This is a genomic window from Kitasatospora albolonga, from assembly GCF_039535905.1.
Classification (GTDB): domain Bacteria; phylum Actinomycetota; class Actinomycetes; order Streptomycetales; family Streptomycetaceae; genus Kitasatospora; species Kitasatospora albolonga.
Genome location: NZ_BAAAYB010000085.1, coordinates 1 through 11982, shown reverse-complemented (window position 1 = coordinate 11982; position 11982 = coordinate 1). Strand labels below are relative to the sequence as shown.

General features: G+C 70.5%; 5 protein-coding genes and 3 pseudogenes. 3 read left to right on the top strand and 5 right to left on the bottom strand.

From position 1 onward, the window contains the following. Window positions 1-185 precede the first annotated feature (185 nt). Window positions 186-647: an ABC transporter permease family protein gene (locus ABD946_RS20875; protein WP_345285768.1), complete on the bottom strand. Its 462-nt coding sequence runs from the start codon at window positions 645-647 to the stop codon at window positions 186-188. Window positions 648-1468: 821 nt separating this feature from the next. Here ABD946_RS20875 and ABD946_RS20870 point away from each other — a divergent pair. From ABD946_RS20870 to ABD946_RS20855, 3 genes and pseudogenes are all read left to right on the top strand, one after another. Then, window positions 1469-2448: pseudogene (locus ABD946_RS20870) on the top strand (ABC transporter permease). Further along, window positions 2448-3341, top strand: coding sequence for an ABC transporter permease (locus ABD946_RS20860; RefSeq protein ID WP_345285753.1), 894 nt, complete (start codon window positions 2448-2450; stop codon window positions 3339-3341). The pseudogene ABD946_RS20870 and the gene ABD946_RS20860 overlap by 1 nt, the downstream one beginning before the upstream one ends. Next, a complete protein-coding gene (locus tag ABD946_RS20855; protein WP_345285763.1) occupies window positions 3338-5341 on the top strand; it encodes a dipeptide ABC transporter ATP-binding protein in 2004 nt (667 codons plus the stop codon). The genes ABD946_RS20860 and ABD946_RS20855 overlap by 4 nt, the downstream gene beginning before the upstream one ends. Window positions 5342-5352: 11 nt before the next feature. Here the strand turns inward: ABD946_RS20855 and ABD946_RS20850 are convergent, their stop codons facing one another. The 4 genes and pseudogenes from ABD946_RS20850 to adhE all read right to left on the bottom strand — a co-directional run. Further along, window positions 5353-6162: a phosphoribosyl-dephospho-CoA transferase MdcG domain-containing protein gene (locus ABD946_RS20850; RefSeq protein WP_345285761.1), complete on the bottom strand. Its 810-nt coding sequence runs from the start codon at window positions 6160-6162 to the stop codon at window positions 5353-5355. 30 nt (window positions 6163-6192) lie between these two features. After that, complete coding sequence (pflA, locus tag ABD946_RS20845) at window positions 6193-6972, bottom strand: pyruvate formate-lyase-activating protein (protein ID WP_345285759.1); 780 nt, start codon at window positions 6970-6972, stop codon at window positions 6193-6195. A 15-nt stretch (window positions 6973-6987) separates the two neighbouring features. Further along, window positions 6988-9256 (bottom strand): annotated as a pseudogene (gene pflB, locus ABD946_RS20840) (formate C-acetyltransferase). A 115-nt stretch (window positions 9257-9371) separates the two neighbouring features. Continuing rightward, window positions 9372-11982, bottom strand: a pseudogene (adhE, locus tag ABD946_RS20835) (bifunctional acetaldehyde-CoA/alcohol dehydrogenase); the annotation flags it as partial.

The following is an 11982-nucleotide window of genomic DNA, read 5'->3' as shown; positions in this document are numbered from 1 at the left end:
CGCGCTGGGTAGCGGCTGTAGACGGCCAGGCCGCCGAGGGCCAGCGAGAGGGTGGGCAGCAGCAGGTGCAGGCCCCAGTCGGCCAGGTGGGCGCCGATGCCGGCCGGTCAGGCCGGGGGTCTCGTAGCCGGTGAACGGGATCACCTCGTGGCCGGCCGCGTCCTTGGCGGCGATCGCGCCGTTCTTCAGCAGCAGGGCCAGCAGGAAGACCTGGGGTGGAGAGCAGGCACGAAGGAGGTGAGGGTCAACGCCCGTCGAGAAGCGGTACTGGCGCACCGCGCCCCAGACGCCGACCGCGACGCGAGCACCATGCCGAGCAGGCTGCCGACCAGCAGCAGCCGCAGCGAGACCCAGATCCGCCGGCCGAAGTCCTCGTTCACCGAGGTGTCGTGGATGGTGCGGCCGAGGTCGGCGTGGAACACCAGGCCCTCGGCCCAGGTGCCGAAGCGCTCCACCACGGGGGTGCGGTCGTTGATGTTCAGCTCGGTCAGCTGGCGGTCCACCGAGGCGGCGGAGGGGCGCGGCTGCTTGGCCTCGAAGTAGGCCCGGGGGCCGAGCGCGGCGCTGGCGAGCGCGTAGCGAGGAAGACGGGCGACGACCAGCAGGACGGGCGTGTAGCCGAGCCGCTTGGCTATGTAGCGGATCACCGCGCACCACCGGAGCCGGGTCTCGGCACCCTGGATGACATGACGAATTACCTTTGTTCTGAGGTGGGTTGGATCAGTGTTCCAGCGCACTACGAAGTGCACGTTGCCGCCGTATTGCGCCACGTGTCGGTCTGATCAGGTGTGGACACGAGACCCCCTGGTAGAAGCACTGATCCGCTGTTACGTTCTGCTGGCCGAACACCGCTTGGCTGCCCACGTTCAACTCCCGCCACACCTGGCGGCACCCAAAATCTCTATCTCCCGGGGGAACCCCATGGACTCCATCACCAGCACCCGCCTACGCCGTCTCGCCGTGCTCGCCGCCGCCGTGGCGCTCGCCGTCACCGGCTGCAGCTCGGCCGGCTCCGGCTCGGGTGGCGACGTATATCACACGTGAGTGATCTCTCTCACGAAAGAGAGAGATCACTCACGTGTATATACGTCGCCACCCGAGCCGGAGCCGGCCGAGCTGCAGCCGGTGACGGCGAGCGCCACGGCGGCGGCGAGCACGGCGAGACGGCGTAGGCGGGTGCTGGTGATGGAGTCCATGGGGTTCCCCCGGGAGATAGAGATTTTGGGTGCCGCCAGGTGTGGCGGGAGTTGAACGTGGGCAGCCAAGCGGTGTTCGGCCAGCAGAACGTAACAGCGGATCAGTGCTTCTACCAGGGGGTCTCGTCCACACCTGATCAGACCGACACGTGGCGCAATACGGCGGCAACGTGCACTTCGTAGTGCGCTGGAACACTGATCCAACCCACCTCAGAACAAAGGTAATTCGTCATGTCATCCAGGGTGCCGAGACCCGGCTCCGGTGGTGCGCGGTGATCCGCTACATAGCCAAGCGGCTCGGCTACCACGCCGTCCTGCTGGTCGTCGCCGTCTTCCTCGCCTACGCGCTCGCCAGCGCCGCGCTCGGCCCCCGGGCCTACTTCGAGGCCAAGCAGCCGCGCCCCTCCGCCGCCTCGGTGGACCGCCAGCTGACCGAGCTGAACATCAACGACCGCACCCCCGTGGTGGAGCGCTTCGGCACCTGGGCCGAGGGCCTGGTGTTCCACGCCGACCTCGGCCGCACCATCCACGACACCTCGGTGAACGAGGACTTCGGCCGGCGGATCTGGGTCTCGCTGCGGCTGCTGCTGGTCGGCAGCCTGCTCGGCATGGTGCTCGGCGTCGCGGTCGGCGTCTGGGGCGCGGTGCGCCAGTACCGCTTCTCCGACCGGGCGTTGACCCTCACCTCCTTCGTGCTGCTCTCCACCCCGGTCTTCCTGCTGGCCCTGCTGCTGAAGAACGGCGCGATCGCCGCCAAGGACGCGGCCGGCCACGAGGTGATCCCGTTCACCGGCTACGAGACCCCCGGCCTGACCGGCGGCATCGGCGCCCACCTGGCCGACTGGGCCTGCACCTGCTGCTGCCCACCCTCTCGCTGGCCCTCTGCGGCCTGGCCGTCTACAGCCGCTACCAGCGCGCCACCATGCTCGACGTGCTCGGCTCCGACTACCTGCGGACCGCCGAGGCCAAGGCCTGACCAGCGTCAGGCCCTGCTCAAGCACGGCTGCGGACCGCGATCATCCCGATGACCACGATGTTCGCCTACAGCTTCCTGGGCATCTTCACCGGCGCCGCCTTCACCGAGACCATCTTCGGCTGGCACGGCATGGGGGAGTGGTTCATCCAGGCGATCAACGAGCAGGACATCAACTCGGTGGTCGCGGTCAACCTGTTCGCCGCGGTGGTGGTGCTGGCCTCCGGCTTCCTGGCCGACCTGCTCACCGCCGCCCTCGACCCCCGGGTCAGGTCCTGATGACTGCCGTGCTCCCGCTCGCCCCGGCCGAACCGGCCGCCCCCGCAGGCCGCTCCCGCCTGGTGCTGCGCCGCCTGCTGGCCGCCCGCGGGGTCGTGATCGGCGCCGTCACGGTGCTGCTGCTCTTCCTGCTGGCCTTCCTCGGCCCGTACCTGACGCCCTGGGACTACGCCGCTCCGGACTACACCGCGCTGCGCCAGCCGCCGTCCGGCCAGCACTGGTTCGGCACCAACGGGCTCGGCCAGGACGTCTTCGCGCAGACCGTCCGGGGCCTGCAGAAGTCCCTGGTGATCGGCCTGCTGGTGGCGGTCTTCTCCACCGTGCTGGCCGGCCTGGTCGGCGCCTGCGCCGGATACTTCGGCGGCTGGGCGGACCGCTGCCTGACCTTCCTGGTCGACCTGATGCTGGTCTTCCCCAGCTTCCTGATCATCACCATCATCTCGCCCCGGCTGAAGGGCTCCGGCTGGATCGCCTTCGTCGTCCTGCTGGCCGTCTTCAACTGGATGATCACCGCCCGGGTGGTCCGCTCGATGACCCGCTCGCTGCGCGAGCGCGAGTTCGTCCGGGCCGCCCGCTTCATGGGCGTCCACCCCCTGCGGATCATCCTGCGCCACATCCTGCCGAACGTCGCCTCCTTCCTGATCACCGACGCCACCATCACCGTCGGCGGCGCCGTGATGAGCGAGGCCGCCCTCTCCTACTTCGGCTTCGGCGTCCGCGCCCCCGACGTCTCGCTCGGCACCCTGCTCGCCGCCGGCACCGACCAGGCCCCGGTCTTCCCCTGGCTGTTCTACTTCGCCGCCGCCCTGCTGGTCCTCTTCGTCCTCGCCGTCAACCTGATCGGCGACGGCCTGCGCGACGCCCTCGACCCCACCTCCCGGAGTTCCCAGTGACCACCCCTCTGCTCGAAGTCGCCGACCTCGCCGTCGACTTCGGTTCTCAGCCGGCGGTCCGGGGCGTCGACCTGACGCTGCGTCGCGGGGAGACCCTCGGGATCGTCGGCGAGTCCGGCTCCGGCAAGTCGGTGACCGCGCTGGCCGTGCTCGGCCTGCTGCCGGGTGCCGCACGGGTCAAGGGCTCCGTACGCCTCGAAGGCCGCGAACTGGTCGGACTGCCCAGCCGTGAACTCGCGGGCCTGCGCGGCAACAAGGTGGCGATGGTCTTCCAGGACCCGCTCTCCGCCTTCACCCCGGTCTACCGGATCGGCGACCAGATCGTCGAGGCGATCCGGGTGCACCAGAAGCTGGACCGGGCGGCAGCCCGTACCAGGGCCGCCGAACTCCTCGACCTGGTCGGCATCCCCGACCCCCGCCGGGCCCTGGACTCCTTCCCGCACGAGTTCTCCGGCGGCATGCGCCAGCGCGCGATGATCGCCATGGCCATCGCCAACGACCCGGACATCCTGCTCGCCGACGAGCCCACCACCGCCCTGGACGTCACCATCCAGGCCCAGGTGCTGGACGTGCTGCGCACCGCCCAGCGGGAGACCGGCGCGGCCCTGGTGCTGGTCAGCCACGACCTCGGCGTGATCGCCGGGATGGCCGACCGGGTCGCCGTGATGTACGCGGGCCGGGTGGTGGAGACCGCCCCGGTGGACGAGCTCTTCGCCCACCCCCGCCACCCCTACACCCTCGGCCTGATCGGCGCGGTGCCCCGGCTGGACGGCGCCCGCGGCGCCCTGGTGCCGATCCCCGGCCAGCCACCCGCCCCGGGGACGCTCGGCGGCGGCTGCCCGTTCGCCGACCGCTGCCCGCTGGTGGAGGACCGCTGCCGTACCGAGGAGCCCGCGCTCACCGGCGACGGCGACCACCTCGCGGCCTGCCTGCGCGCCGACTTCCTGGCCGGGACCCGCCCGGCCCCGCAGGAGGTCTACCCCGTCCCGCCGCTGCCCGAGCCCGACCTGACGCCCCGTGAGGAGCGCGAGCAGGTGCTCGCCGTCACCGGCCTGACCAAGACCTTCCCGGTGCTCAAGGGCACCGTCTTCAAGCGCCGGGTCGGCTCGGTGCACGCGGTGGACGGCGTCGAGCTGGACCTGCGGCGCGGGGAGACCCTCGGCCTGGTCGGGGAGTCCGGCTCGGGCAAGTCCACCACCCTGTTCGAACTGCTCGGCCTGACCACCCCCGAGGCCGGCCGGATCGAACTGCTCGGCCACGACACCGCCACCCTCACCAAGGCGGACGCCCACCGCCTGCGCGGCGAGGTGCAGATCGTCTTCCAGGACCCGATGGCCAGCCTCGACCCGCGCCAGCCGGTCGGCGACATCATCGCCGAACCCCTGCTCGCCCAGCGCGCCCCGCGCGAGTTGATCGACCGTCGGATCCCCCAGCTGCTCCGCCAGGTCGGCCTGGATCCGGCCCACGCCGGCCGCTATCCGCACCAGTTCTCCGGCGGCCAGCGTCAGCGGATCTCCATCGCCCGGGCCCTGGCCGTCGAGCCCAAGCTCCTGGTCCTCGACGAACCGGTCTCAGCCCTGGACGTCTCGGTCCAGGCCGGCGTGCTCAACCTGCTCCAGCAGCTCAAGGCCGAACTCGGCCTGGCCTACCTGTTCGTCTCGCACGACCTCTCGGTGATCCGCCACCTCTGCGACCGGGTCAGCGTGATGTACCTCGGCCGCACCGTCGAAGAGGGTCCGGTCGCCGAGGTCCTCGACCACCCCCGCCACCCCTACACCCGGGCCCTGCGCTCCGCCGTCCCGCTCCCCGACCCGGCCGCCGAACGCGCCCGTACCCGCACCCTGCTCCCCGGCGACCCGCCCTCCCCGACCGAACGCCACACCGGCTGCGCCTTCCGCACCCGCTGCCCGCTCTACGCCGAACTCCCCCCGGAGAAGCACCCGGTGTGCGAGCAGACGACCCCGCCGCTCACCGACGGAGTCGCCTGCCACCACGCCTGACCGCATGCCCGTCAAGCGCTGCGCAGCTGCCGGGGGAACCAGGGGTCGCCGACCAGCTTCGGGCCGTCCGGGGTGTGCAGGGTGAGGAACTGCGGGGAGGTGGAGTACTCGGCCAGCGAGACGGAGCCGTGCCGGGTCTCCAGCTCGGCCTCGACCCAGACCGGGAGCTTGCGCAGCCTGCGGCGCAGCAGCAGGGCGTCCCGGCGGCTGAACGGGAGCGGGCTGCGCAGCAGCAGGCGCAGCGGGCTGTCGAGGGTGGTGACCGGGACGCCGGTGGCCAGCTCGCAGCCGACGGCGCCGATCGGGCCCCAGCTGAGGTTGTAGCTCTCGACCACCGCGCCGGCCTCCGGGAGGGCCGCCAGGGCGGGCACTCCGAGTTGCCGGTCCTCGGGCAACTGCGCGAGACGGTCCGGGAGTTGCTCGGGGGCGAGGGTGAGGGCGACGGCCGAGCGGGGGGCGTAGGCGGCGACCCGCTGGTCCGGCCGGGGGCCGTGCAGGGCGACCGGGATCCAGCTCTCGGCGGTGGCCGAGCCGTCCCGGGTGCAGTGCACCCGGGTGGGGGAGAGGCCGGCGATGGCCGGGGCACGGCGGACGGTGACCCAGGGGTTGCCGCGCAGCAGGGTGCGGGCCCAGGTGGGCAGCGGCTCGCCGCCGGAGACCGTGCGCCGCAGGGAGGAGGGGCAGTGCAGCAGCAGCAGGTCGTGCGCGGTGGGCGTCCGGCCGTCCATCGCCGGGACCGGCCCGACCACCCGGCGGGGTCGGCCGGGGTGCTCGTCGGGGTCGTCGGCCCTGCGGCGGCGGCGCGGCACTGCGGTGGTCATCGGGGTTCTCCTTCTTGAATTGTGGTGCCGTCAGACGGCGTTGAGGCCGTGGCGGGTGAAGACGCCGCGGGCGGCGGCCACCTGCTCGGGGGTCGGCGAGGGGGTGTCGGCGAGCGCGAAGTCCTGGCCCAGGGCCTCGTACTTGGCCGCCCCCAGCTTGTGGAAGGGCAGTACGTCCACCCGGGTGACGTTGCCCAGTGAGGCGGCGAAGCCGGCCACGCCTTCGACGTTGTCGACCGGGTCGGTCAGCCCGGGCACCAGCACGAAGCGGACCCAGACCTCCTTGCCGAGGTCGGCGAGGCGCCGGGCGAAGTCCAGGGTGGGCTCCAACGGCCGTCCGGTGACCTTGCGGTAGAGCTCGCGGTCCCAGGACTTGATGTCCAGCAGGACCAGGTCGACGTCGGCCAGCAGTTTGTCGGTGGCCCGGGCGCCGAGGAAGCCGGAGGTGTCCAGGGCGGTGTGCAGGCCGAGTTCGTGCTTGTAGCGGTGGAACAGCTCGCCGGCGAAGGCCGGTTGGAGCAGCGGCTCGCCGCCGCTGATGGTGGCGCCGCCGCCGGAGGCGCGGATGAAGGTGGTGTACTTCGCGGCCTCGGCCACCACCGCGTCGGCGGTGGTGCGCCTGCCGTTGCGCATCTTCATGGTGTCGGGGTTGTGGCAGTAGAGGCAGGTCAGCGGGCACCCGGCCAGGAAGGTGACGAACCGGGTGCCCGGGCCGTCCACACCGGTGGAGAGGTCCCAGGAGTGCACCGAGCCGGTGAGCGCACCGGTGAGCGCGCCGACGGGGATCTCGGTTCCGAGGGTGACGGCCATGACGGGATCTCCTGCCTAGAGCGAGCCGTGGAAGGTGCGGTTGAGTACGTCGAGCTGCTGTTCGCGGGTCAGCCGGACGAAGTTGACGGCGTATCCGCTCACCCGGATGGTCAGCTGCGGGTAGTTCTCCGGGTGCTCCATGGCGTCCAGCAGCGTGTCGCGGTTGAGCACGTTGACGTTCATGTGGAAGCCGTTGGAGGCCATGTAGCCGTCGAGGACGCCCGCGAGGTTGCGCACCCGCTCCTGGGGGGTGCGGCCGAGCGCGTCGGGGGTGACGGTGTTGGTCAGCGAGATGCCGTCCTCGGCGTGCTCGTAGGGCAGCTTGGCGACGGAGAGGGCGCTGGCCACGTAGCCGTGCGCGTCCCGGCCGTTCATCGGGTTGGCGCCCGGGGAGAACGGCTCGCCGGCCCGGCGGCCGTCGGGGGTGTTGCCGGTCTTCTTGCCGTAGACCACGTTGGAGGTGATGGTCAGCACCGACTGGGTGTGCTCGGCGCTGCGGTAGGTCGGGTGCTTGCGCACCTTCTTCATGAACTCCTCGACCAGCCAGACCGCGATGGAGTCCACCCGGTCGTCGTTGTTGCCGTAGGCCGGGTACTCGCCCTCGATCAGGTAGTCGGTGACCAGGCCGCTCTCGTCCCGCACCGGGGGTGACCTTGGCGTGCTTGATGGCCGAGAGCGAGTCGGCGGCCACCGAGAGGCCGGCGATGCCGCAGGCCATGGTGCGGCGGACGGCGCGGTCGTGCAGCGCCATCTCGATCCGCTCGTAGGCGTAGCGGTCGTGCATGTAGTGGATGACGTTGAGGGCGTGGACGTAGGTCTCGGCCAGCCACTCCATCTGCTGGTCGAAGCGGGCCATCACCTCGTCGTAGTCCAGGACCTCGGAGGTGATCGGACCGCTGGCCGGGCCGACCTGGGCGCCGGACTTCTCGTCCCGGCCGCCGTTGACCGCGTAGAGCAGGGTCTTGGCGAGGTTCACCCGGGCGCCGAAGAACTGCATCTGCTTGCCGACCGCCATGGCCGAGACGCAGCAGGCGATGGCGGTGTCGTCGCCGAAGCGCGGGCGCATCAGCTCGTCCGACTCGTACTGCACGCTGGAGGTGTCGATCGACACCTGGGCGCAGAACTCCTTGAAGCCCTGGGGGAGTTGCGGGGACCAGAAGACCGTCATGTTCGGCTCGGGGGCCGGGCCGAGGTTGTAGAGGGTCTGCAGGTAGCGGAACGAGGTCCTGGTCACCAGCGGGCGGCCGTCCTCGCCGACGCCGCCGATCGACTCGGTCACCCAGGTCGGGTCGCCGGAGAACAGCTCGTCGTACTCGGGGGTGCGCAGGAAGCGGACGATCCGCAGCTTGACGATGAAGTCGTCGACCAGCTCCTGGGCCTGCTCCTCCGTCAGCACCCCGTTGGCGATGTCCCGCTGGAGGTAGACGTCGACGAAGGTGGAGGTGCGCCCCAGCGACATCGCCGCGCCGTTCTGCTCCTTCACCGCCGCCAGGTAGGCGAAGTACAGCCACTGGATGGCCTCGCGTCCGCTGGTGGCGGGGCCGGAGATGTCGTAGCCGTAGCCCGCCGCCATCTGCTTGAGCTCGCCCAGCGAGCGGATCTGCTCGGAGAGCTCCTCGCGCTCGCGGATGGTCTCCTCCAGCAGCGCCGCCTCGGTCGGGGCGGCGTCCAGCTCGGCCTTCTCGGCCAGCTTGGCCTCGATCAGCCGGTTGACGCCGTAGAGCGCGACCCGGCGGTAGTCGCCGATGATCCGGCCGCGGCCGTAGGCGTCGGGGAGTCCGGTGACGATGCCGGCCTTGCGGGCGGCCCGGATGGCGGGGGTGTAGGCGTCGAAGACCCCGGCGTTGTGGGTCTTGCGGTACTCGGTGAAGACCTTCTCCAGCCCGGGGTCGACCGGGTAGCCGTACGTCTCCAGGGCGCCGGCCACCATCCGCCAGCCGCCGTTGGGCATGATCGCCCGCTTCAGCGGGGCGTCGGTCTGCAGGCCGACGATCAGGTCCTTGTCCCGGTCGATGTAGCCGGGGGCGTGCGCGGTGATGGTCGAGGGGATGTCGTACGCGACGTCGTAGACGCCCTTGGCGCGCTCCTCGGGGAACTTGTCCGTGATGGCCTTCCACACCGCGGTGGTGCGCTCGGTGGGCCCGGCCAGGAAGGAGCTGTCGCCCAGGTAGGGGGTGTAGTTCTGCTGGATGAAGTCACGGACGTCGATGGCGTCACGCCACAGCCCGCCCTTGAAGCCCGCCCAGGCGCCGGCGGCCGTCTTCTCGATGTGCTGGGTGCTCATGTCTGCTGCTCCCGCTCTTGGATTCCGAGCCCTACGTGTACATTGTGAATCCATTCACAAAGTCACATGGGCTCGGAAGGTCCTGATTCGTAGGGACTTTGGGCCTCAGCCGGTCTCAGACCCGGTCGCCGTAGTAGGCCTGCCGCATCAGCTGCTGCATGTCGGCGATCATCGGCATCCGCGGGTTGGCCGGGGCGCACTGGTCCTCGTAGGCGTACATCGCCTGCTGCGGCAGCGCCTCCAGGAACGACGCCTCGTCGACCCCCGCCGCCTTGAAGGAGTCCGGGATGCCGACCTTGGCCCGCAGCTCCTCGACCGCCCGCGCCAGCGACTCCACGCCCTGCTCCGGGCTCCCGGCCGGCAGGCCGAGCATCTTCGCGATCGCCTGGAACCGCTCCGGGGCCACGTAGCTCCGGTACTTGGGCCAGCTGGTCACCTTGGACGGGGCCGCGCCGTTGTAGCGGATCACCTGCGGCAGCAGGATCGCGTTGGTCCGGCCGTGCGCGACGTGGAAGGTGGCGCCCAGGGTGTGCGCCATCGCGTGCACCACGCCGAGGAAGGCGGAGCCGAAGGCCATCCCGGCGATGGTCCCGGCGTTGTGCATCTTCTCCCGGGCCACCGGGCTGTTCGGGCCGTCGGTGACGGCCCTGCTCCAGGTTCTCGAAGATCAGCTTGATGCCCTGCAGGGCCAGCCCGTCGGTGAAGTCGTTGGCGTAGACCGAGACGTAGGTCTCGATGCAGTGCGTCAGCGCGTCGAAGCCGGAGTCGGCGGTCACGTCCTTCGGCAGGTTCGTGGTGAGCGCCGGGTCGCAGATGGCCACGCTCGGGGTCAGCGCGTAGTCCGCCAGCGGGTACTTCTGGCCGGTGGCCGAGTCGGTGATCACCGCGAACGGGGTGACCTCCGAACCGGTGCCCGAGGTGGTCGGGATGCAGACCAGCTTGGCCCTCTCACCCAGGTCGGGGAAGGTGAAGGCGCGCTTGCGGATGTCGAAGAACTTCTCCTTCAGGTCCGCGAAGACCGTCTCGGGGTGCTCGTACATCAGCCACATCACCTTGGCCGCGTCCATCGGCGAGCCGCCGCCCAGCGCGATGATGGTGTCCGGCCGGAAGCCGCGCATCAGCTCGGCGCCCTTCTCCACCGTGTCGATGCTCGGGTTCGGCTCGACGAAGTCGATCACCCGCACCTCGACCGGCTCGGAGCGGCGGGCCAGGACGCTCCGCACCCGCTCCACGTGCCCGATCTCCACCATGGTCCGGTCGGTCACGATGACCACCTTGCGGGCACCGCGCATGTCGGCCAGGTACTTGACGGAGTTGCGCTCGAAGAAGACCTTCGGCGGGATCTTGAACCACTGCATGTTGGTGTTGCGCCGCCCGATCCGCTTGATGTTCACGAGGTTCAGCGCGGTCACGTTCCCGGAGACCGAGTTGGCCCCGTAACTGCCGCAGCCCAGGGTCAGCGAGGGCATGAAGGCGTTGTAGACGTCGCCGATCCCGCCCTGCGAACTGGGCGCGTTCCAGATCACCCGGCAGGCCTTGACGGCGTGTCCGAACTCCTCGGCGAAGGCCTCGTCCTCGGTGTGCACGGCCGCCGAGTGGCCCAGCCCGTGGAACTCCACCATGGCAACGGCGAGTTCGACCCCACGTGAACGCGAATCGGCGGTGAGCACCGCGAGCACCGGGCAGAGCTTCTCGCGCGTCAACGGCTCGTCCGGCCCGACGTGTTCCGCTTCCACCAGGATGACGGAGGTGTCGGCGGGAACCGAGAACCCGGCTGCATCGGCGATCTGCGCGGCGGAGCGACCCACCACTGCGGCGTTCAGCTTGGCCCCCGCGCAGTTGCGGTCCTCACCGACGCCGAACAGGTGCCGCTCCAGCAGGATCTTCTCCTCACCAGTGGCGAGATGGGCCTTCAGTCTGCGGAACTCCTGGATCGCAGCGTCACGGATCTCGACATCCAGGATCACCGCCTGCTCGGAGGCGCAGATCATGCCGTTGTCGAAGGACTTGGAGACCACCACGTCGTTGACGGCCCGCTTGAGGTCCGCGCTCCTCTCGATGTACGCGGGCACGTTCCCCGGCGCCGACCCCGAGGGCCGGCTTGCCGCAGGAGTAGGCCGCCTTCACCATCGCGTTCCCGCCGGTGGCCAGGATGGTCGCCACCCCCGGGTGGTTCATCAGCGCGCCGGTGGCCTCCATCGAGGGCTGCTCGATCCACTGCACGCAGTGCGCCGGAGCCCCCGCCGCGACCGCCGCGTCCCGGACGATCCGGGCCGCCTCGGCGGAACAGCCCTGCGCCGAGGGGTGGAAGCCGAAGACGATCGGGTTGCGGGTCTTCAGCGCCACCAGCGCCTTGAAGATGGTGGTCGAGGTCGGGTTGGTGACGGGCGTGACGCCGGCGACCACGCCGACCGGCTCGGCGATCTCCACGATCCCGTCGATCTCGTCCCGACGCACCACCCCGACGGTCTTCATGTCCGCCATCGAATGGGTGACGTGCTCGCACGCGAAGATGTTCTTCACGGCCTTGTCCTCGAACACCCCGCGCCCGGTCTCCTCCACCGCCATCACCGCCAGCCGGGTGTGCGCGGCCAGCGCGGCCAGCGAAGCCTTCTTGACGATGTGGTCGACCTGCTCCTGGGTGAAGCCCGCGTACTCCCGCAGGGCCTCCTGACCACGGGTCACCAGGATGTCGACCGCTGCCGCGGCCTCGGACGGGGCAGGGG

Excerpts from the sequence above, each read along its gene's own strand:
- ABD946_RS20860 (WP_345285753.1), top strand. The coding sequence starts at position 2,448 with ATGACTGCCGTGCTCCCGCTCGCCCCGGCCGAACCGGCCGCCCCCGCA.
- pflA (WP_345285759.1), bottom strand. The coding sequence starts at position 6,972 with ATGGCCGTCACCCTCGGAACCGAGATCCCCGTCGGCGCGCTCACCGGT.
- ABD946_RS20850 (WP_345285761.1), bottom strand. The coding sequence starts at position 6,162 with ATGACCACCGCAGTGCCGCGCCGCCGCCGCAGGGCCGACGACCCCGAC.